The following is a 20,781-nucleotide window of genomic DNA, read 5'->3' on the forward strand; positions in this document are numbered from 1 at the left end:
CATAATGGTTTGATAAGCTGAGCTTGAACAATCAAGCATGGCTTATTGAAAGGAAGCGAACCCTTATGAAGAATTGGAAAACACTACTAAGTACGATTGTCATAACGGCCACTTTGGCTGCATGCAGCACCAATCAGACAGCAACGAATACGACCGCTGCTGCCGGCACGGAAGCGGCCACGACGCAGAGTGGTACACAAGCGGATGCTGGTGCTGGACAAGGGCAGGGCGGTCCGGGCCAAGGCGGCATGATGATGGGAGGCACAATGGGCAAGATCAAATCCATTGAGGGGCAGACCATTACGCTCTACAAATCTTCCTTCACGCCAGATGACCGCCAGGGAGGCGGCGAGCCTCCAGCGCAAGGCGATGCGCAGCAAGGTGAAGCGGAAGCGGCACCAGATGGAACACAGCCGGAGCCGCCGACACAGGATGGCGGACAAGCTGCTGAGGGTCAGCGCGGTGGCCGGATGAATATGGAGAACATGTTCACCGAGGAGACGGTGGAAGTGACAGTGACCGATGCGACAACGATTACAGCCGTTTCTTTCGAAAACAACCAGCGTGTGGAGACGGCCAAGACGCTTGCCGACTTGAAAGCCGATGACATTGTCACTTACACGTTGACCGACGGCACCCAGGATGCGGCGACGATTCAAATCGGCGGCATGATGGGGGGAGGAATGGGCGGAGGCCGTCCAGGCGGCCAAGGCAACGGTGCTGGTGCTGGCCAGGGCTCTAATGCTGAGGCAGAAGCATCCACGGCAGCAACTTCATAAGGATAGGGCAACCCCAAAAAAGGAAAGAGCGGTCTTATGACTGCTCTTTCCTTTTTGCTTGTGAAAGAATAACAGACAAACTAGTGGAATAGATTTTATTACATTGAGTTCAAATGCTAACATCTTTGCTTGCAAAGGGTGAATTAGACATGCATCGAGCAAAATCATATATAAATTCTATTGATCTTTCTACAATTGCAACGTTTCGGGCGCTGGTCGAAGCTATTGTACCAAACACACCTGGGCTTGCTGTTTACGGAGCGGAGCAAACGGCTGGAGCGGTAGATTTGCACATTCATGAATATATGATATGGGAATTGGATCACAGTCTCTCGCTTTTTTTAGGAACCCATCTTACCATCGTTCCATTAGCTGCTCCTACTGCCCAATTGCTCAATGCAGGTGCGGTTCAACTCGTCTCCTCCGGACGCGCGCTGCATGCACCAAATCATGCGGCTTGGGAAAGCAATCCCTATGCTGCACTTTCTCCAATCGACAGGATTCGGGTTCTAGCGATGCTTGAGCAGCTTGATGTTGATCTAGGCAGCTTGCCGCCTCCATACCAGTATGATGGCGGCAAAGTCCGATTTATGATTGATTTTCTCACTAGGCAAACGATGTTTGGCAATTACTCGGAGTGGTCCGCGTACGGAACGACGCGGCTCGCTACGCCTACCGAGCGAAGATTGGAATATTTCCCGATCAGCTGGAAGCAGGTCGGTTATCCAGGCGTCGTTCCGGGTTACCGGGCGCTGCTCGGTTATAAGTTGACCATCGTTCGTGAGGGAGGGGAATCTACCATTGTATGATGCGGATGTAATCGTAATCGGTTCCGGCGGCGGCGGAGCTGTCGCTGCCAAGGAGCTCGCAGAGTCTGGACTGCAGGTATTGGTGCTTGAAGCCGGCCCGTGGTATGGAAATAAAAACTGGCAAAACCCGAACAGCGAGCGTGGAGGGGAATGGAGCTCCAGCTACAATGATCTGGATGTGGCTCTCTATAAGAAGCTGTACAATGGGTATGAGAACAATATGAATGATGTGGTGTCAGGCGTGTTCCGCTTCGGTCCGGCAGACCGCAGGCGCACACCTTGGCATAGGGTCATGCGCCAGAAGGGAGACATCTGGCAGCTTTCCGGAGTTGGAGGAACGACCCAGCATTATTGGACGCAGTCGCCGCGGGCTTTTCCGATTGCGGTTGATGGGATATGGCCAATTAGCTATAAGGAGCTGATCCCTTATTACGAGAAAGCCGAAGCAACATTGCCTGTCCAGTTTTCACCGACGACTCCGAAAGAAGAGCTTTTTTACTATGGGGCTAAAAAAGCAGGCTGGCAGCTCATACCTACGCTTAATGTGACTACGCCAGGTTATCGCCCGAATCCAAACGCTATACTCCCGACAAATGAGCATCTGATGGACCCCAATTATTCGTTGGAGCAATTATCCCACATGGAAGGGTGCACCTTAAAGGGGAACTGTGTCAACGGCTGCTCGGTCGGGCCTTCAGTAGATAAAATCGCCAAGAGAAGCACCCTTGTCAGCTACATTCCTCTCGCCCTCAAAACCGGCAACGTTGCCATTCGTCCTAATTCCTTCGCGATAAAAATATTAACAGAGCAGGATCCAAAAGAAGGGCTCCGTGCAACAGGCGTGCAATTTCGAGACACATGGACAGGAGAAATCGGAGAGCTGAATGCCAAAACCGTCGTCATGGCCGCAGGCTGCATCGAATCTCCGCGTCTGTGGCTAAATTCTGGACTGCCCCATAATGCTTGGGTCGGAAGAGGATTGACGAATCATTGCTTCGACTGGGTTTCAGGCGTTTTTGATGAAAAGGAACTCATGAGCATACTGGGCATGCCTTCCGTCTATCCGTATATGGGGCACACTTCGGGAGCCAGAGTTGATATTCCGGGAACGGGGATTTTCCAGGTTTCCTGCCTAAGCCCGGGTTTAATGTCTTATTTGACTTATGGCTTCAGCGAGGCAGGCTTTAATGCCCTGAACCCTCCCGAACCTGGAGCACCATGGGATATTCACGGGCGGGTCGTTGGTCCTCAATTGAAAGAGCTGATGAGAAATTATACTCGAACGATGACGATGCTGCTCCTCACGGATGATGAAACGCTTTACCACAACAGGGTAGAGGTGGATCCGCTGCTGAAGGACGAGAATGGCCCGATTCCAGTTGTTCATTATGTTCCGAGCATAAAAACGCTGCAACGGCGTGACAAATTGGCTAGATATGCTGCCGAGACGCTGAAGCAGGCAGGAGCCCAAACAATCATTCGCTCGGACACGCCATTCAGCTTTATGCTTCATATTGAAAGTACCATGCGAATGGGATACGTTACGGATACGAACTGCGAGGCGATGCAAGTCAAACGGCTGTTCATCGCCGATAACAGTGTGCACTTCAATGGAATCGGCGGACCGAATCCGACGCTTACAACACAAGCGCTGGCCACACGAACGGCAGAAAAGATATTTAATAAATATTTTGCATAACGCTAAATTTTACACATTTCGTTGACCACGCAGGCAAGCTGTGCCCGCCAAGTTTCTGTTACTCCGATTATCGTTTGAGAGAACCAACCTAGTAAGTGGCAGCAAATGCTGTTCCAAATGCATATGAGGCCCCGGAGAGCTATGCTCATCGGGACCTCATTCATTAATACTTTTCAGTCAGCCAATCAACTGCTCTGCCTGCTGCTCTTCTTGTTGTTCTACTTGCTGCGCCGCCAACTGCTCAGCCAAGAGCAGCTGCTCTCGCACTTTGACAACCTCCCCGATAATAATTAACGCGGGGTTGCTGAGCTGTACGGAAGCGGCCAGATGATGAATATGCTCAAGTGTGCCAGTAAAGGTACGCTGTTTCGAGGTGGTGCCTCGTTCAATAAGAGCAACGGGCGTCGTAGAGACTTTCCCATGCTTCAGCAGCTCTTCGCGAATGGCGCCAAGCTGGCTGACTCCCATATAAATCGCTAAAGTATCTACACTGTGTGCGAGCAGATCCCAGCGTACAGGAGCTTTATCCCCATGGCAGCGGGTGCCTGTGACGCAGGCGAAGGATGAAGCATGCTCGCGGTGAGTAAGCGGAATATTCGCTGCCGCCGCTGCACCAATGGCAGACGTAATACCGGGAATGACCTCATACGGAATGCCATGCTTCGCAAGCTCGAGCGTTTCCTCGCCGCCGCGTCCGAAGACGAAGGGGTCGCCGCCCTTCAGCCGTACGACATTTTTCCCTTGGCTAGCGTATTGTACAAGCAGTTGATTAATTTGATCCTGTGGTATAGCATGGGCATTCGGCGCTTTGCCGCAATAGATGAGCTCGACGTTTTTGCTGGCATAATCGAGCAGCTCAGTCGTAGCGAGCCGGTCATACAAAATAATGTCAGCCGACTGGATGCGCCGCATCGCTTTTACAGTAATGAGCTCGGGATCGCCTGGACCTGCTCCGACTATATAAACCGTACCTGGTGCTTGCTCCATCATACACCACTTCCTTTGGCGACAATCGCTCCAACTGCTGCTGGCTCGGAATTTATCGGTGTTTTAACGTTTACAGCTTGGCTTTTCGGCGAAGGATGGGATAAATACAGCATCATCCCCGTGAACACTGCACCGCCAATAAAGTTGCCAACGAGTACGGGGATTTGATTCCATACCCACCAATCAGCAAAGCTGACGTGAGCGCCAAGCAGCATGCCTGCGGGAATGACGAACATATTGACGACCGCATGTTCAAAGCCTTGGGCGAAGAAAATGACGATTGGCAGCCACATCGCAATGATTTTGCCGCCCGTTGATTTGGACGTCATCGCCATTACGACGCCGAGTGTCACCATCCAGTTGCACAAAATCGCTTTAATGACAACAAGCATCATGCCCTCGGATCCCATATGCTTGTAGCCCAGTGTTTTCGATTCGCTAAGCTGAATAATCATTTGAATGAGCGGATTGCTCATATCGGTGAACATTTTTGTAATGACCAGTCCATACAAGATCGCATAGACGGTGCAGCCCATGAGATGTCCGGCGATCACCCAAAAATAATTGGACAGCATTCGGGAGGCGCTCGTCCTGCGGGCAACAACCGTTAGCGGAAGGAGTGCAAAGCTGCCTGTAACAAGCTCCAATCCAAGGAGGACAATGATGGCGAACCCGGCTGGAAATACGAGAGCACCTGCAAGGCCAAGTGAGGTTTGGCTCGTTGCTGTAAACGCAAGCGTTGTGGCAAAAGCCAAAATCGCTCCCCCGAGAAACCCGCGAACGAGCATTTGCAGCGTGCCAGCATTTGCTTTTGCCGCCCCGGTATCGATCATAGTGTCTATTACTTCTGCGGGTTTGATGTAGGACATAATGGTTGCTCCTTAAGATTAGGAATTGCATAACATGCTCTCTATTATAAAAGTAAAAAGACGATATTAGGAAATAAGTAATATTTATAAAATGTATAAATTAAAGCGTTACATAGATAGCGCCGTTCTCGGGATCAATTTCAGTAGCAAAGGTCGTTACACAGCCATCATCCGGGTCCTTGACCAATCCACTTTGGAGGTCAACCTTCCAATCATGCAATGGGCAATGGACAACTGTACCGCATACCATGCCTTCGGATAATAGTCCGCCTTTATGCGGACAACGATTTTCAATAGCCAGCACACTGCCGTCCTCGAGACGGAATACAGCAATTTCCGTCTCCTTCACACGCACGGTACGCGAGCCGCGAATATCAATATCAGATAATTTGCCAATCAGCAGTTTGCTCATATTTAATCCCTCCTGATGTTAGACCGGCAGCGGGCCGGCAATCGGTTCGAAGTTTTTACGCAATTCATCGTTATCAACAATTTCTTTCCAAGGGTCTGTAGTCACGCTGAGTGCTTTCTGTACACGCTCCATGAGCGCGAGACGGTCTTCTTTTTTCTCCAACGCTTTTTTCACTGTATCCAGGCCAACGCGGTCAATCCAGTGTGCTGTGCGCTCATTCCATTGCCCTGTTTCGCGGTAGTACTGCAAGTAAGCACTCGTCCACTCCATAACCTCTTCTTCTGTTTTTACCGTAGTCAGCAGGTCGCAGGCTCTTACCTTTACGCCGGCATTGCCGCCCACATGAATTTCCCATGCACCGTCAATAGCTACGACGCCGAGGTCTTTAATCGTTGCTTCCGCACAGTTGCGGGGGCAGCCAGATACTGCGAGCTTGAATTTGGCTGGAGCATTCAGACGCTCAAAGGCTTTTTCCATCTTAATGCCCATGGCCATGGCATCCTGTGTGCCGAAACGGCAAAACGTATTGCCGACGCATGTTTTTACGGTGCGGAGCGTTTTGCCGTAGGCGTGGCCCGAAGCCATCTCCAGCTCCTCCCACATTTTCGGCAAATCTTCTTTTTTAACACCGAACAAGTCAAGGCGCTGACCGCCTGTAAATTTCACCAACGGCACATTGAATTTCTCTGCTACCGAAGCGATTTTAATCAAATCGGCTGGAGTCGTCACGCCGCCGTAAATACGTGGAACAACGGAATAAGTACCGTCCTTCTGAATGTTGGCATGGTAACGCTCATTCGTGAAGCGGGATTCCTTCTCATCCACATATTCCTCTGGGAACAGCATGCCGAGGTAGTAGTTGAGGGAAGGTCTGCACTTCGAGCAGCCTTCTTTGTTATTCCAGTCGAGCACATGCATCACTTCTTTGACTGTCATCAGACGCATGCTTTGGATTTGTTCTACGATTTCATCACGGCCAAGCGAGGTGCAGCCGCAAATACCTTCCTTCGCCGATTCGCCGACCTTATCGCCTGCGTAAAAATGCAGCAGTCCTTCGATGTCAGCCTTGCAGCCGCCGCAGGATGCGGATGCCTTCGTGCAGGCTTTTAGCTCACCAAAGGTATGGCAGCCTTTGTTAAGGACCGCATCGCCAATGGCACCTTTCGTGACGCCGTTGCAGCCGCAGACGATTTCATCATCGGGCATATTTTCCAGACGGCTTGCACCGCCACCTGACTTGCCAAGCAGATCGCTCGAAATGCCGAGCAGCAGTTCTTTCTCGCGGCCTTCAATCGATTCTCCGCTTTTAATGGAAGCAAACAACGAAGCGCCATCTGCTGTATCACCGAACAATACTGCACCAACTAGCTTGCCGTTCCGTATAACGATCTTTTTATAAGTACCTGCGACATCATCTTGAATCCGCATGGCGCGTGAGCCCTCTGTTTCAACAAAGCGCCCCGCCGAAAAAACATCGACGCCGGATACTTTTAGTTTCGTGGAAGTTACTGATCCGGCATAACCAGCCGTTTCTACGCCAGCGAGACGTTTAGCCAGCACCGCGCCTTGCTCATACAATGGAGCCACAAGGCCGTAAGCAACGCCCCTATGCTCGACACATTCTCCAAGTGCCGATACATGAGGAATATTCGTATTCATAAAATCATCGACGAGTATGCCGTTGTTATAGTCAATACCGGAGCTCTTCGCCAAATCGACATTCGGACGAATGCCGACCGCCATCACGACCAGGTCAGTAGCCAAGTGGCTGCCATCGGTAAATTGCAGCTCCTTGACCCTGCCGCGACCTGTAATAGAGGCGGAGTGCTTGCTGAGCAGAAATTTCATGCCTTGCGTTTCAAGTTCTTTTCTCAGCATGAGTGATGCCGCTTCATCCAACTGACGTTCCATAATATAAGGATGTTTATGAATGACCGTGACGTCCATCCCGAGGTTGAGCAAGCCGCGGGCAGCTTCCAAGCCGAGCAGGCCAGCGCCGATAACGGCTGCTTTTTTGTACGATTTTGCTGCGCTGAACATTTTCTCGCAATCTTGAATATCGCGGAAGGCAATGACGCCTTCTTTATCTGCGCCGGGAATAGGGAGCATAAAGGCTTTGGAGCCTGTTGCGATAACAACTTCATCATAAGGGGCTTCAATGCCGCTTTCGGAAATAACAACCTTGCGCTGCGTATCGATCTTCTTGATCGATTGATTCGTATGAAGCGTAATGTTGTTTTCCTTGTACCAATCCCAATCATTAATAATGATATCTTTAAGCTCGGTGCTGCCCGCTAGTACGGTGGACAACATAATACGATTATAGTTAGGGTGCGGCTCCGCACCGAAAATCGTGATTTCGTAAGCATCTGGGGCGAGCTTGAGCAAATGCTCGATTGCACGGACACCTGCCATGCCGTTGCCGATAAGTACTAATTTTTTAGGGACTGTCATAATGGTTCTCTCCTCTCAAATAGGGCAGCTCTGTCTGGGTAAATATAAAAAGCCTGATTTCGCTGCCAAGGACACAGTTGTGCTTCCCTTGGTAGAACGAAACCAGGCTCCGTTGCCGGTTCAATCGAATACGCCATTGTACTCGTGAAAAAACGTTATAGTTGATAGTGCTACTATACACTGGATTTTTATATCATGTCAATATACCTGACGTAAATTGTTGTATAATATGAGGTGTCGACAAATTAAAGGTTTTTGTGTTATAAATATTCACAACAGTTAAATAGGAGGGGGCGCTCCTGAATGCGTTCTTTATTACTAATTGAACATAAAGCAGTCGAGCGAGAGTCTGAACAACAGAAAAACCAGGCAGACCGCGATTTAAGCAGGCTTTTTCCTGAAGTCATATTGGAATCCAGTGGTTATTTTGTTTTGTATGGCAGCAGCGAGGAGCTTGCGCGCAAGCATATCGTTCAATCGGATGCGGTAGTATTAAATCTCCCATTAAACGAAGTAAAGTATTGGGGCACTAAACTGCTGAGTTGGAAAAAGATTCCGATGCTTTGGTGGTGCAGTGCCGAAACCGCAACGCTTTCGAATGCTTTTTGCGAGGATGATCTTCCGGTGGATGGCATCCTTACGCCGCTTATGACCGAGCAGGAGCTGCATTGGGCCTTCCATTTTGGCTCCAAGCAATGCAGTGAGCGCCAGCAATGGCAGATGGAGCGCCAGCAGCTGGAAGGCCGTCTGGAAGAACGGAAATGGATCGACATGGCGAAGGGCATTTTATGCGACATTAAAAAAGTTTCCGAAGCGGAGGCTTATGATTTGCTGCGCAAGCAGGCGATGAATGAACGCAAACGCCTTGTGGATGTAGCGACGTCCATTGTAAAGGTATATCAGCTGCTGCAGGAGCAGAAATAAAGGGGGAGTACCGATGATTACCAATCTATTGAAGGAAGTCGGGCGCGGCAAGAGGGGCGCGCGTGATTTAACCTATGATGAAGCGGTGCAAGCAGCCGAATGGATTGTAAATCTGGAGGCGACTCAGGCGCAGATCGGCGCTTTTTTTATGGCGGAGCGAATTAAGATGGAAAGTGTGGAGGAGCTAGAAGCTTTCGTCAACGTGTGCCGGAGCCAGGCTCGCCGCGAGCATGTGCAGGAGGGAATTGACTGTGCAGGACCATACGACGGCAGAAAGAAATCATTTTACGCCACGTTCGCGACCTCCTTCGTCTTAGCGGCTGCTGGATTGCCAGTTACGCTGCACGGTACAGCTTCGCTTCCTCCAAAATGGGGCATTACGCTGCAGGATCTGCTGCTTGAGCTGGGCATAAACTCGAAGCTGCTTTCGCAGGAGGCAACGCTTGAAGCTGCCAGAGAGACGGGCATTTTGTTCATTCCCGCAGAAGAATGGTGCCCGCCGCTTAAGCGGCTGCACGGGCTGCGCGAGGAATTGGGCATGCGAACGGTATTGAACACAGCTGAGAAGCTTGTGGATTATGGACATTCCCCTTATCTTGCATTCGGCGTTTATCACAATACGGTATTTGACCGCATGTCGAAGCTATTGACGAATTTAAATTATAAGAAGGCGCTCATTGTCCAAGGGACGGAGGGCTCGGAGGATTTGTTCATCGAGCGGCCAACTAGAACGTATCAGGTAGAAAATGGCGAAGCCAGCCTGCAAATTATTGATCCGGATGCCTATGGACTGGAGCTGCCTGTACCCGAGGTGGATTGGACGCCCGCGGAGCAAATAGCTGTGACGGAGGCCGTGCTTAATGGAGGCGGACATCTCGCTTTTATGAATCAGGTACTGCTTAACGCTGCGGTCCGGCTTCATTTGGCAGAGCGAGTCGATTCCATTGAAGAGGGCTTGTACACATGCAAGGACTTGATCGACAATGGGGCGGCATGGGAGCTCTATGAGAAGTGGAAGGTTAGCTTGCTCATCTCGGAGCAGCAGCAGCTTCATAAGGCGACTGTGACGACGCCTTAGTCGCACGTAGCCATTTATAGAATTTAAGATTTACATGAAAAAAAGCAGTCTTCAAGCTCGCGTCGCGGGCAATTTGAAGGCTGCTTTTTGATTTGGGATGAATTAGTGATCATCGAGCACATTTTTATATTGATTGGAGATTAGCGGTTGTTTATGTTTTAAACGTTCAATTTCGAGCTTAATAATAGACTGCTCCTTAACGATGTATTCTACATCCTGTTTAAGGCTGGCAACATTCTGATTCAAAAGCGAAACTTTGTCATGCGTATGACGAAGTATGCCAATGACATCATCATTTTGCGAATCTTCCATGCGCTCCAGTTGGATTTGAATTTGATCAAGCCGCGTATTCATTTGATCAAGCTGAGTGTCTACTTGGTCAAAACGCTTGTCCAATTGCCAGAATAACAAGGACTCAGCTTGCAGAAGCATACTTGGATTAATAAAGGGAAATCGTTAACGTATCCTTCTCATGATACGAATGCAGCGTAGCTTCGCTGCCGACGATTTCGACGCTGATCAGCGACTTGATACAGAGCTTGAGCGCATTTTTGCCAGTGTTCAGCTTGCGGTTCAGTACATCGGTCAGTTTCTCGACAGCTTTTTTATTCGTATCCGTTATATAGACGGGAATCGTTTTATTTTGAAACAACAGCATTGTTTTCATAAAGGAAATCCTCCGCTCATTGGTTAATTTTAATTTAACTTTACTTGATGAATCTTAAGCGAATCTTAAAAAAAAGTTATGAAAAGGTTACAAAATCGTCATTTTTTCTAAAATTCTAAGAATTTATAAGATTCATCCTTAAATCCGCTTAGAATTCTAGGGCAAAGCTCTTCCCACGTCCTAGAAGGACGACGAAGTCGTTTTTGCTTCAAATATAAGAATTTATAAGTTTTGCACTTATAAATTGGGCTTATATTTCTCGGACTGAAACGCGCTGTGCCGCCAGAGGACGGGGAAAGCCGTTTCACCTTGTAATGCGCCATTTTGGACCGGATTCCGCTTTTGTTTGCGAAAATCGGACGGGGTGCAGTTCAACGTCTTGCGAAACACTTTAACAAAATAGCTGATATGGTCGAAGCCGACCTCCAGCGCGATGTCTGAAATTTTGCGTTCCGTGTGCAGCAGCAGCTCGGCCGCCTGATTTACCCGATAGGCGTTCAAATATTCAACCGGCGTCTGCCTCGTCATTGATTTGAAAAAACGGAAAAACTGTCCTTCGCTCATCGGAATTTGCTCCGCCAGCTCGCCAATACGTATCGGCCTGCGATAATGCAGCTGGATATAGAGGATGCTTTTCTTAAGCCGCTCTATTCGAGTTCTGTCATCCGATCTAGCTTCGCTGCGATTGCATGCCCGGTTTTCAATAGCGATCTCATGCAGCATTAAGTAGAAATACCCTTTCACCGCAGCCTCGAATCCGGCATAAGGTGCTCTGCAGCAGTTAATCATAGAACGGAGCAGGAAGAGCAGCTGCCGCTTCCAACCACTGTCCGGTGATATATGTCTCGGAAACGTCTTTTTCTTCTCCTGGAATGGACGAACGCATGTTTCCTGTACAGCATCGTAGCTTGTACTATCCAGCCAGCGAACGTCAAATACGATGGCACAATAGGTGCAGGAGGAGCCATTTAAAGAGTGTCCGGCATGAATATCTCCGCTGTCGATGAAGACGGCTTCACCAGCGCGAACGGGGAAATACTCGGTGTCAATCTGGAAGAGCATCTCGCCCTCCAGCACAACTAGAAACTCAGCCTCGTCATGCCAGTGGCAATCTACATTTACCTCGCCAGGTGCATATTCCATCCAGTAAGCAGCAAGAGGAAAGGTAACATCGCCATGCATGCGGTCTTCCCTGAGCGAATGACGCAGCGTCAAATCCATTGCAGTCAACCTCCGGTGATGAAGAAATCAGAATGGTGTTATAAACGGGCATAATTCTGTTAGTTTGTTGCTTTGCTTATCAGTATAATGCAAAATAGAACGATTTTAAAGTCAAATAATCGATATAAATGCAGAAAGGTCGGTTCTATTATGAAATTTACTGACGGCAACTGGATGCTGCGCAAACAGTATGACCTTCTGGGCGCGGTACAAGCCCATGATTTTGAGCAAAAGGATGGCGTGCTTACGGCTTATGCGTCTCCGCGTCCTATTTTGTCACGCTCCAATATGTTAGATACGATGCTGCTTACGGTTCGGTTTCATTCTCCGATGCCAGGCGTTGTCGGCGTTAAGCTGATCCATCACATGGGCGTGCGTGAGCGCGGTCCTGTATTTGAGCTGACGAAGGAAACCGGCAATTTCGTTACTATAGAAGAAACAGAAGAAGCAGCGATTTTGACAAGCGGCAGCCTGAGCGTTCATATTCGTAAAGGACCCGAGTGGTCAGTGGACTTCTACCGCGGCTCCGAGCGCATTACCGGAAGCAGGCAGAAGTCGATGGCGTATATTACGGAAGGCAAAGAGCAAGCCTATATGCGTGAAGAGCTGGATCTTGGAGTGGGCGAATGGGTTTATGGCCTCGGCGAGCGTTTTACGCCATTCGTGCGCAACGGCCAGGTCGTCGATATTTGGAACCAGGACGGTGGCACAAGCTCCGAGCAAGCGTACAAAAATATTCCTTTCTATGTAACGAACAAAGGCTACGGCGTATTCGTCAACCAACCGGATCTTGTTTCCTTTGAGATTGCTTCGGAGAAAGTGAAAAAGGTTCAATTCCACGTGACTGGCGAATCCCTTGAATATTTCGTCATTGACGGCCCAACGATTAAAGAGGTGCTTGGGAAATATACCGCATTGACAGGCAAGCCTTCTTTGCCGCCGGCATGGACGTTTGGCCTGTGGCTGTCGACCTCATTTACAACCAATTATGATGAAGCAACGGTTAATTCCTTCGTCGATGGCATGGAAGAGCGCGGTTTGCCGCTGCATGTATTCCACTTCGACTGTTTCTGGATGCGCGATTTCCACTGGACGGATTTCAAATGGGATGAGCGGATATTCCCGGACCCTGTCGGCATGCTGAAACGCCTGAAAGACAAGGGACTTAAAATCTGCGTATGGATTAACCCTTACATCGCGCAGCGCTCTCGTCTGTTTGAAGAGGGCAGAGACAAGGGCTATTTGATCAAAAAGCCAAATGGCGACGTATGGCAATGGGATATGTGGCAGCCGGGCATGGGCATTGTGGACTTCACAAATCCTGCGGCCTGCGAATGGTACAAAGGTTATTTGCGTGAGCTTGTAGATATGGGCGTTGACAGCTTCAAAACGGACTTCGGAGAGCGGATTCCGACCGATGTAGTGTACCATGACGGCTCTGACCCTGAAAAAATGCACAATTTCTACACGTACCAATATAACAAGGTTGTATTTGAGGTATTGGAAGAGAAGCTGGGCAAAAATGAAGCTGCGCTGTTCGCGCGTTCCGCAACCGTTGGCGGCCAAAAATTTCCGGTTCACTGGGGCGGCGATTGCTACGCAGATTATGAATCCATGGCAGAATCGCTGCGTGGCGGCCTGTCGCTGGGCTTGTCCGGCTTTGGCTTCTGGAGCCACGATATCGGCGGCTTTGAGAGCACAGCTCCAGCCCATGTCTTCAAACGCTGGCTTGCGTTTGGCTTGCTTTCCAGCCACAGCCGTCTGCATGGCAGCAGATCGTACCGGGTGCCTTGGGCGTATGATACAGAGGCGGTTGATGTTACCCGCTTCTTCACGAAGCTCAAATGCAGCCTGATGCCTTATCTGTTTAATACAGCTGCACAAGCGGTGGAGCATGGTTTGCCGTCGATGCGTGCGATGGTGCTGGAATTCCCGGAGGATCCAACTTCCGAGTTCCTTGATCGCCAGTACATGCTGGGTGATTCCATCCTAGTTGCCCCTGTATTCGACGAAAACGGCTTTGTACAATATTATTTGCCGGAAGGCAGCTGGACGCATCTTCTGACTGGAGAGATCGTAGAGGGTGGAAAATGGATCAAGGAAACGCATGACTTCCTGTCGCTTCCATTGTTCGTTCGTCCAAATTCGATCATTGCAATCGGTGCAAATGATACGAAGCCGGATTATGACTTTGCTGACGGCGTGAAGCTGACGGCGTACAGCCTCGCTGATGGAGCATCTGCATCATCCACAATTCGTGACATTAAAGGCGCTGCAGAGCTGCTCGTTACTATGAAGCGCGAAGGCAAGGAAGTAGCCGTTAAGGTACAAGGCAGCGGTAAAGCGCTCAGCCTGGCTCTACACGGTATTGGCGAAATTGCTAAAGTGGATGGCGCTGGTTCGCTTCAAGACGGCACGGTATCAATTGCTGCTGGCGCGAAAGAAACGGCATTGACGATTACGCTGAAGTGATTGAAATAAAAGTTGAAATAAACAAACGGCATAATGCCGGATGTGCTTCAAAAACAGACCAACGCCTTGTGACGACCGCATCAACAGCCGTCGCAGGGCGTTTTTTCCTGAGAGTAAAAGACAGCATTCAGCAAAATAACATATAAAAAGACTAACAAGACAGCTGTTTTTCGCAGCGCTCCTTCTATATAATTTGAAAGGTAAGGTACAAGAATTGAGAAACTAAATTCACAATATAAAGGAGTGCGGCCAAAGTGGGACAAATCGGAATTGGTTTACAATTGTTTACGCTCCGTGACGTAACAGCGGAAGACTTCGAGGGTACGCTGCGCAAGGTTGCGGCAATGGGCTATGAAGGCGTGGAGTTTGCAGGTTATGGCGGTATTGAAGCGGAGAAAATGCGTGATTTGCTCCAGGAGCTTGGGCTGAAAGCGATCGGAAGCCATATCGGCCTGCATTTGCTGGAAAGCCAGCTGGATGAAGAAATCGCTTACTTAAAAACAATTGGCGCAAAATATGCGATCTGTCCTTATTTGCTGGATGATCAGCGCAGTGCTGAAGCTTGGGCGAAGCATTTTGTAGCTTTTGAGGAGTATGGTAAACGTTTCCGCGAGGCGGGTATTGATTTTGCTTATCATAACCATGATTTTGAATTTAAAGTGGAAATTGACGGCAAAGAAGTGTTTGATGCTCTATATGAGCGAATCAGCCCTGAGCTGCTGAAAGTGGAAATGGATATCGGCTGGGTACAATTTTCCGGCAAAGATCCGCTCGCTTACATTGCGAAATATGCAGGACGTCTGCCTTTGCTTCATTTGAAGGACTACCGCGACAACAATGGCCAATGGCCAATTGATACGGTAGAACTGGGCCGTGGCGATCTTCCGCTGCTTCCTATCATTAATAGTGCGGTTGAAGCGGGTGTAGAATGGTTGATCGTTGAGCAGGATACTTGCGCAAATCCTCCGCTTGAAGCAGTTGCTGAAAGCATGGACTGGCTGAAAAACAATTTTCTGAACGCTTAACTCGCCAATTTGGCTTGATCTTATCCATTAATTATTGAAAAGGCAGGGATACATTTATAATGAGCAAAATTAGAGTAGCAGTAGTAGGTTGCGGTTCCATCTCGAAATATCGTCACATTCCGGAGTATGCAGACAATGCGAATGTAGAATTGGTCGCATTCGTTGACCCGATTATAGAGCGTGCGGAAGGCTATGCCGAGAAGCATGGCGGCAAAGCTTTTGCAGACTATGAGACGATGCTGGCTGAGATCAAGCCCGATGCGGTTAGCGTATGTACACCGAACGCGCTTCATGCACCAGTAGCGATTGCAGCAGCTAACGCTGGCGCACATGTATTGGTTGAGAAGCCGATGGCAGCTACAGATGAAGAAGCGGCAGCAATGATTGAAGCGGCAGCGAAAAACGGCGTTAAGCTGATGGTTGGACATAACCAACGCTTCATGCCGCCGCATGTAAAAGCGAAAGATTTGCTGAAAACGGGCATTATCGGCAAAGTACTGACATTCCGTACATCCTTCGGCCACCCGGGCCCGGATGCATGGAGCATTGATGGTGCGGAAAGCTGGTTTTTCCGCAAGCCGGAAGCGATCATGGGCGCAATGGGCGATCTTGGCGTGCACAAATCCGACCTGATCCGCTGGCTGCTGGACGATGAAGTGGCTCAAATTGCTGGCTTCGTTGGCACAGTAGACAAAGACAGTGATGTAGACGACAACGCAAACTGCGTGCTTCGCATGAAGAGCGGCGCAATGGGTTCGCTAGTAGCTAGCTGGACTTATTACAAAGGCGAGGACAACAGCACGATTTTGTGGGGCTCCAAAGGCGTTATGAAAATCGGTACGCACCCGGAAGATCAAGTCATCATTGAACTGCGCGACGGCACAGTAGAGCGCTACAAAACAGGCGAAATCTCCACAAATGAGAAGCAGCTGTCTAGCTTTGTTATCGATAAATTCATTGACTCCATCGTCAATGACACGACTCCACCTGTAACTGGCGAAGAGGGCCGCAAATCGCTTAAAGTCATTTTGAGCGCCTTCGAATCCCAAGCAACAGGCAAATTCATCGACATCAACTAATATTCATTCATTGTTCCATTGTTTTTGTATGCATTGATTGTTTGATTGTTTGATTTTGTCACTCTATATGGTAGGGATAACGAGCCAAGCGCGTTATCCCTCAAAAAAACTGCCTTCGCCGAGTTAAATGGTGAAGGCTTTTAAATTTGGAGGTGAAAGGGTGGCAAGAGGTGAAGAGAAAGGTTTGAGCTGGAGAAGCGATAGCGTTCGTTTTTGCCTTTGCATTTCGACCGCTTTGCGGTCTAATTAGGAAATGCAAAGGCAATGACGATCGTAAGCCAAACCTTTCACGCAGCAGCGCAGCTCCTCTTTCACCATCCTATTTAACGTCTCTCCGTCTTAAGGAGGAGAGACCCTCGGGCGCTGGTATTGTTTTTAGCTTAGTATATAGCAATATAGAATAGCATGTGGTAAATTTAGCTTAACAGCAAGGAAGTTTCATCCACTATTCGATAATATCGAATAGCTGAGGCATTTGCATTTAAGCAAAGCAGGGAGCGTCGTGTATGAATGTGCAATTCAAGAAAGGTGTGCTGGAGCTATGCGTACTCGTCTTAACGTCTGAGGGAGACCGTTACGGATATGAACTGGCCGTAAAAATATCATCCAAGTTCGAGGTGGCCGTGGGGAGTGTTTATCCGCTGCTCAATCGCCTAACGCTGGAAGGCTACTTCTCGACTTACCTTAAAGAATCGAATGAAGGGCCTCCGCGCAAATATTATCAACTAACGGAAGCGGGCTCGCAGCATATGCGAGGGCTCATTCATGAATGGTCGAGCTTCTCGACAGCCGTAAATGAAATTATTGAGGAAGGGATCCGTCCATGATGATGACGAAACACAATTATATGAGCGAGCTGGAGAGGCTGCTCGTCAAAGTGCCGGAGCAGCAGCGCCGTGAGTGGCTGTTCGATTATTACAGTCATTTTCAGCAGGCAGAGGAAAATGGGCAGAGCGAGCATGAGGCTGCATTGGAGCTAGGCGACCCAAGGCAGATTGCGAGCGAGCTGCTGCTTGGTTATAAAGTACAACGGGCTGAAGCGGTGAAAAGCTTCGGCAACACGTCTAAGGCGGTGCTTGCAACGGTGAGCTTGGGATTTTTCAATATCGTATTTGTGCTGGGGCCTTATGTGGCTGCAGTTGGCGTGCTTATTGCTCTATGGGCGACTACCCTAGCGCTTGGATTGGCAGGCGTCACAACGGTGCTGGAGAGCATGTGGAGCGGCATGTTTACACTAACCCAAGCAGCATCTATTGGGCTCATCTGCATTGGACTCGGCATTTTGCTGGGTGTAGGCGTTAATGCTCTGACAAAAGGATTTTTCGCTGCAACGATTAAATATTTGAAGTTTAATACGAAAATCATCAGGGGGAAAAAACAATGAGAAAGGCAATTGCAGTTGCGCTTATATTAGTTGGGATCGGGTTGGCCGGAGCGATATATTCCTTCAGCTGGGATGAGCTGCTGTCCTTCGGAACGAAGCCAGTATCGCAGGAGAAAACAGTTGATGCAGCTGGTGTAAGCAGCTTGATGGTAGAAGCGAGTTCGATGGATATAGAAGTGGTGCCAGGGAGCTCGGATAAGATTGTTGTACATTTGGAAGGCCGGGCAAGCTCGAAATATTTAAACAAGCTAAAGCTTGAGACGGAGCAGGATGGCGACAAGTTAGTCATTAAAAGCAGCTTTAATACGGGTTTTACCATCGGAATTAACTATTCTTCTTTTAAGCTGACCGTAGAGCTGCCGGAGCGCAAATGGGATGAGGTGACGCTGAAGGCGAACAGTGGCGACGTCAGTGCATCCGAAATGAACAGCCGCACTTTGGCGATGCTTACCTCATCAGGACGTGTGAAGGGGGAGGATTTGTCTGCGGATGAGATGGATTTTGAAACAACAAGCGGAAAAATTGAGCTGCTTGGCGTTACTGGTCAGAGCATGAAGCTGGATGTCAGCTCCGGCAGCATCAAGATAGAAGACTATAAGGCAGAAACGGTTGAATTCAAAACGACAAGCGGCAATGCAAGCTTTATTAATGGTACGGGAGAGCTGAACGGCAAAGCGAGCAGTGGTAACATCAAAGTTGAAGCAGAAAAAATCACTCACAGTATGAAGCTGGATGTTACCTCAGGCAATATCGTCGTTGAAGCTAAGCAGCCGCCACAGTCTGCCGAAATTAAGCTGAAAACAACATCCGGCAGCCAGAAGGTCGAATGGGACAATGTTCAAACGGAAAAAGAGGATGAACATTCCTTTGCTGGCACAATTGGGACTGGATCGGACCTTTCAATTGATTTGAAAACCAGCTCGGGCAATATTACGCTCAAATAGCGTGTGCAAAATAAGCAACAGCAGAAAGTCCCGCAAAGCCAAGCGCAGCGGGGCTTTTTTCTGTTTTTTAAACGGGTTGGGCTTGGGAAATGAGGGGATTATGAGCGGATTCTAATATGGCGGAGCGTTCATTTGGATGGCAGGCTGGCGAAGAGCGAAAAAAGGCAGTCGCGGCTAATCTTTCAGCGGAATTTATAAAGTGAGCAGTTTCTCATAAATGCTTGAAAACGGTTTATTTCGCGTGAAAAACGCTTGTTTTACCATTTTTTGAGCCGTGTATCCGCCCAAATGCCATGTTACGATAGTTTGCGTCGGGATGACCGGCACACACAAATTACACACAACTTCGAGGAGGAGATTTCATAATGAAGAAGCAACCATTTAAACTAGGTGTCGCTGCCGTAGCAGCAGCTGCATTAATCGGCGCAGGCGTGGCAGCACCATCGACGGTGGGAGCAGCACCAGCAGTGAAGGCGAACTCCAAGATTACTGCTTATAGCATTGACCAAGACTTGTTGAAACAAATTGCGGATCAATACGGAATTGATTTGAGCAAAATTAATTTTAACGGTATTACAATCAGCCTCCCTAACGGAACAACGGGTACTGGTTCAAGCAAACCAAGCACAGGCACAACGAAGCCAAGCACAGGCACAACGAAGCCAAGCACAGGCTCTGGTTCCACTGGCAGCACAAAGCCAAGCACTGGTTCTGGCACAACGGGAACAACGAAGCCAACGACAGGAACAGGCTCTGGCTCCTCGAATTCGGGCAGCGGAACAACTGTCGATCAAAGCGCTTATCAAAGCGAAGTCGTCAAAATCGTAAACCAAGAGCGTGCAAGCGCTGGTCTTCCAGCTTTGACAGTCGATGCGCTGCTGACAAAAGTCGCGGTAGCCAAAGCGAAGGATATGGCGGACAACAAATATTTCAGCCATACATCCCCAACTTACGGATCGCCGTTTGATATGATGAAGAGCTTTGGTGTCAGCTACTCTTACGCTGGTGAGAACATTGCTGCCGGACAACGCAACCCGTCCGAAGTCATGACAGCATGGATGAACAGCACAGGTCACCGTGAAAATATTTTGAACAAAAACTTCGGCAAAATCGGTGTTGGCTACTACAACGGCCAATGGGTACAAGAATTTACGAACTAGAAGTGAACAGAGACAAGTGAACGTTAGCTAAATCTTTCACGCCGCGCAGCTCCTTGCCCGCGCGGCTTAGTAAAGGATGGACTTAATCGATTTTGGAGGATATTTGTGATGAAAAAGCTAAGTCTTACAGCTGCTGCTCTTGTGCTTTCCTGCACGCTGGCAGCAGCTCCCGCTAACGCGGCAACCCAAACACATAAAGCGGCAGAAGGCGATACGTTCTGGAAGCTCTCCCAGCAGTATAAGGTCGATTTAGATAAACTGCTTGCAGCTAATCCCAAAATCAACCCGCTGAACATAATGGTAGGCATGAAATTGAATGTTCCAGTTGCGGCAGCAGCGGTGAAAACGAATGTCAAGGCAGCGGAAAATGCTGACAGTACAGCTAAAGCAAGCGCTCAGGCGCAGCCAAAATCGGCAGCAACGATTAAGGCGGAGAGCCTGTCTGCAAAAAGCATTATTGCAAGCAACGGCAACAGCTATACGTTCAGCAAGCAGCTGAATGTAAAAGCGACCGCTTACACAGCGGCAGCCTCGGAAAACGGAAAATGGGGCGCCGTCGATTATTTTGGCAATCCGCTTAAAGTAGGAACAGTGGCGGTAGATTCTTCGATAATTCCGCTTGGTACGAAGCTTTATGTGACAGGCTATGATTATGATGGCTTGCCTGATGGCGGCATGATTGCTGTAGCAAACGATATGGGCGGAGCGATTAAAGGCAATCGCATCGATATTTTTGTACCTGGCAGCACAGCCACTGCCCAAAGCTTCGGCATTCAAGACGTTAAAGTATATATGGTAAAGTAGAGCGTTATTTTGAA

20 protein-coding genes are annotated in these 20,781 nt (G+C 49.0%); 13 read left to right on the forward strand and 7 right to left on the reverse strand.

Going from position 1 to position 20,781, the window contains the following annotated elements; genetic code table 11:
• The first annotated feature begins 65 nt into the window (after window positions 1-65).
• The 3 genes from ABEW34_RS15885 to ABEW34_RS15895 all read left to right on the forward strand — a co-directional run bounded on the left by ABEW34_RS15885 (window position 66) and on the right by ABEW34_RS15895 (window position 3,287).
• The gene (locus ABEW34_RS15885; RefSeq protein ID WP_430160154.1) at window positions 66-779 is read left to right on the forward strand and encodes a hypothetical protein; all 714 of its coding nucleotides are present in this window, start codon (window positions 66-68) and stop codon (window positions 777-779) included.
• 149 nt (window positions 780-928) lie between these two features.
• Complete coding sequence (locus ABEW34_RS15890) at window positions 929-1,588, forward strand: hypothetical protein (protein ID WP_430160155.1); 660 nt, start codon at window positions 929-931, stop codon at window positions 1,586-1,588.
• Window positions 1,581-3,287, forward strand: coding sequence for a GMC family oxidoreductase N-terminal domain-containing protein (locus ABEW34_RS15895; protein ID WP_430160156.1), 1,707 nt, complete (start codon window positions 1,581-1,583; stop codon window positions 3,285-3,287). The genes ABEW34_RS15890 and ABEW34_RS15895 overlap by 8 nt, the downstream gene beginning before the upstream one ends.
• A gap of 177 nt (window positions 3,288-3,464) precedes the next feature.
• On the opposite strand, the gene cobA is transcribed toward ABEW34_RS15895, so the two are convergent.
• The 4 genes from cobA to nirB form a co-directional block, all read right to left on the reverse strand.
• Window positions 3,465-4,274, reverse strand: a complete 810-nt coding sequence (cobA, locus tag ABEW34_RS15900; RefSeq protein WP_430160222.1) for a uroporphyrinogen-III C-methyltransferase — start codon at window positions 4,272-4,274, stop codon at window positions 3,465-3,467.
• On the reverse strand, window positions 4,274-5,143 hold the full coding sequence (locus ABEW34_RS15905; protein WP_430160157.1) for a formate/nitrite transporter family protein: 870 nt from the start codon (window positions 5,141-5,143) through the stop codon (window positions 4,274-4,276). Before ABEW34_RS15905 ends, cobA begins: the two co-directional genes overlap by 1 nt.
• 100 nt (window positions 5,144-5,243) lie before the next feature.
• Entirely contained in the window at window positions 5,244-5,555 is a 312-nt protein-coding gene (nirD, locus tag ABEW34_RS15910) for a nitrite reductase small subunit NirD (protein WP_430160158.1), read from the reverse strand.
• Between the two features lie 18 nt (window positions 5,556-5,573).
• Window positions 5,574-8,009, reverse strand: coding sequence for a nitrite reductase large subunit NirB (nirB, locus tag ABEW34_RS15915; protein ID WP_430160159.1), 2,436 nt, complete (start codon window positions 8,007-8,009; stop codon window positions 5,574-5,576).
• Window positions 8,010-8,312: 303 nt separating this feature from the next.
• On the opposite strand from nirB, the gene ABEW34_RS15920 reads away from it, so the two are divergent.
• Together ABEW34_RS15920 and ABEW34_RS15925 are read left to right on the forward strand one after the other, a co-directional pair.
• On the forward strand, window positions 8,313-8,933 hold the full coding sequence (locus ABEW34_RS15920; RefSeq protein ID WP_430160160.1) for an ANTAR domain-containing response regulator: 621 nt from the start codon (window positions 8,313-8,315) through the stop codon (window positions 8,931-8,933).
• Between the two features lie 13 nt (window positions 8,934-8,946).
• A complete protein-coding gene (locus ABEW34_RS15925) occupies window positions 8,947-10,011 on the forward strand; it encodes an anthranilate phosphoribosyltransferase (protein ID WP_430160161.1) in 1,065 nt (354 codons plus the stop codon).
• 102 nt (window positions 10,012-10,113) lie between these two features.
• On the opposite strand, the gene ABEW34_RS15930 is transcribed toward ABEW34_RS15925, so the two are convergent.
• The 3 genes from ABEW34_RS15930 to ABEW34_RS15940 form a co-directional block, all read right to left on the reverse strand.
• Complete coding sequence (locus ABEW34_RS15930; RefSeq protein WP_430160162.1) at window positions 10,114-10,422, reverse strand: hypothetical protein; 309 nt, start codon at window positions 10,420-10,422, stop codon at window positions 10,114-10,116.
• 28 nt (window positions 10,423-10,450) lie between these two features.
• Window positions 10,451-10,678, reverse strand: coding sequence for a hypothetical protein (locus ABEW34_RS15935; RefSeq protein ID WP_046228538.1), 228 nt, complete (start codon window positions 10,676-10,678; stop codon window positions 10,451-10,453).
• A gap of 237 nt (window positions 10,679-10,915) precedes the next feature.
• Window positions 10,916-11,899 carry an AraC family transcriptional regulator gene (locus ABEW34_RS15940; RefSeq protein ID WP_430160163.1) on the reverse strand — a complete coding sequence of 328 codons (984 nt, stop codon included), beginning with the start codon at window positions 11,897-11,899 and terminating at the stop codon, window positions 10,916-10,918.
• A gap of 150 nt (window positions 11,900-12,049) precedes the next feature.
• On the opposite strand from ABEW34_RS15940, the gene yicI reads away from it, so the two are divergent.
• The 8 genes from yicI to ABEW34_RS15980 all read left to right on the forward strand — a co-directional run bounded on the left by yicI (window position 12,050) and on the right by ABEW34_RS15980 (window position 20,767).
• Entirely contained in the window at window positions 12,050-14,371 is a 2,322-nt protein-coding gene (gene yicI / locus ABEW34_RS15945; protein WP_430160164.1) for an alpha-xylosidase, read from the forward strand.
• A 254-nt stretch (window positions 14,372-14,625) separates the two neighbouring features.
• A complete protein-coding gene (locus ABEW34_RS15950) occupies window positions 14,626-15,396 on the forward strand; it encodes a sugar phosphate isomerase/epimerase family protein (protein ID WP_430160165.1) in 771 nt (256 codons plus the stop codon).
• 59 nt (window positions 15,397-15,455) lie between these two features.
• A complete protein-coding gene (locus ABEW34_RS15955) occupies window positions 15,456-16,475 on the forward strand; it encodes a Gfo/Idh/MocA family protein (RefSeq protein WP_430160166.1) in 1,020 nt (339 codons plus the stop codon).
• Between the two features lie 506 nt (window positions 16,476-16,981).
• On the forward strand, window positions 16,982-17,302 hold the full coding sequence (locus ABEW34_RS15960; protein WP_430160167.1) for a PadR family transcriptional regulator: 321 nt from the start codon (window positions 16,982-16,984) through the stop codon (window positions 17,300-17,302).
• Window positions 17,299-17,859, forward strand: coding sequence for an HAAS signaling domain-containing protein (locus ABEW34_RS15965; protein ID WP_430160168.1), 561 nt, complete (start codon window positions 17,299-17,301; stop codon window positions 17,857-17,859). Before ABEW34_RS15960 ends, ABEW34_RS15965 begins: the two co-directional genes overlap by 4 nt.
• A complete protein-coding gene (locus ABEW34_RS15970; protein WP_430160169.1) occupies window positions 17,856-18,803 on the forward strand; it encodes a DUF4097 family beta strand repeat-containing protein in 948 nt (315 codons plus the stop codon). Before ABEW34_RS15965 ends, ABEW34_RS15970 begins: the two co-directional genes overlap by 4 nt.
• Before the next feature lie 365 nt (window positions 18,804-19,168).
• Window positions 19,169-19,963, forward strand: a complete 795-nt coding sequence (locus tag ABEW34_RS15975) for a CAP domain-containing protein (RefSeq protein ID WP_430160170.1) — start codon at window positions 19,169-19,171, stop codon at window positions 19,961-19,963.
• A gap of 108 nt (window positions 19,964-20,071) precedes the next feature.
• A complete protein-coding gene (locus ABEW34_RS15980) occupies window positions 20,072-20,767 on the forward strand; it encodes a 3D domain-containing protein (protein ID WP_430160171.1) in 696 nt (231 codons plus the stop codon).
• The last annotated feature ends 14 nt before the right edge of the window (window positions 20,768-20,781 follow it).

It is taken from the genome of Paenibacillus algorifonticola (assembly GCF_050481745.1).
GTDB lineage: Bacteria > Bacillota > Bacilli > Paenibacillales > Paenibacillaceae > Pristimantibacillus > Pristimantibacillus algorifonticola_A.

Bases quoted from the DNA above. Each gene is read 5' to 3' on its own strand.
- ABEW34_RS15885 (WP_430160154.1), top strand. From the start codon at position 66: ATGAAGAATTGGAAAACACTACTAAGTACGATTGTCATAACGGCCACT.
- ABEW34_RS15890 (WP_430160155.1), top strand. From the start codon at position 929: ATGCATCGAGCAAAATCATATATAAATTCTATTGATCTTTCTACAATT.
- cobA (WP_430160222.1), bottom strand. From the start codon at position 4,274: ATGGAGCAAGCACCAGGTACGGTTTATATAGTCGGAGCAGGTCCAGGC.
- ABEW34_RS15905 (WP_430160157.1), bottom strand. From the start codon at position 5,143: ATGTCCTACATCAAACCCGCAGAAGTAATAGACACTATGATCGATACC.
- nirD (WP_430160158.1), bottom strand. From the start codon at position 5,555: ATGAGCAAACTGCTGATTGGCAAATTATCTGATATTGATATTCGCGGC.
- nirB (WP_430160159.1), bottom strand. From the start codon at position 8,009: ATGACAGTCCCTAAAAAATTAGTACTTATCGGCAACGGCATGGCAGGT.
- ABEW34_RS15920 (WP_430160160.1), top strand. From the start codon at position 8,313: ATGCGTTCTTTATTACTAATTGAACATAAAGCAGTCGAGCGAGAGTCT.
- ABEW34_RS15925 (WP_430160161.1), top strand. From the start codon at position 8,947: ATGATTACCAATCTATTGAAGGAAGTCGGGCGCGGCAAGAGGGGCGCG.
- ABEW34_RS15935 (WP_046228538.1), bottom strand. From the start codon at position 10,678: ATGAAAACAATGCTGTTGTTTCAAAATAAAACGATTCCCGTCTATATA.
- ABEW34_RS15940 (WP_430160163.1), bottom strand. From the start codon at position 11,899: ATGGATTTGACGCTGCGTCATTCGCTCAGGGAAGACCGCATGCATGGC.
- yicI (WP_430160164.1), top strand. From the start codon at position 12,050: ATGAAATTTACTGACGGCAACTGGATGCTGCGCAAACAGTATGACCTT.
- ABEW34_RS15955 (WP_430160166.1), top strand. From the start codon at position 15,456: ATGAGCAAAATTAGAGTAGCAGTAGTAGGTTGCGGTTCCATCTCGAAA.
- ABEW34_RS15960 (WP_430160167.1), top strand. From the start codon at position 16,982: ATGAATGTGCAATTCAAGAAAGGTGTGCTGGAGCTATGCGTACTCGTC.
- ABEW34_RS15965 (WP_430160168.1), top strand. From the start codon at position 17,299: ATGATGATGACGAAACACAATTATATGAGCGAGCTGGAGAGGCTGCTC.
- ABEW34_RS15970 (WP_430160169.1), top strand. From the start codon at position 17,856: ATGAGAAAGGCAATTGCAGTTGCGCTTATATTAGTTGGGATCGGGTTG.
- ABEW34_RS15975 (WP_430160170.1), top strand. From the start codon at position 19,169: ATGAAGAAGCAACCATTTAAACTAGGTGTCGCTGCCGTAGCAGCAGCT.
- ABEW34_RS15980 (WP_430160171.1), top strand. From the start codon at position 20,072: ATGAAAAAGCTAAGTCTTACAGCTGCTGCTCTTGTGCTTTCCTGCACG.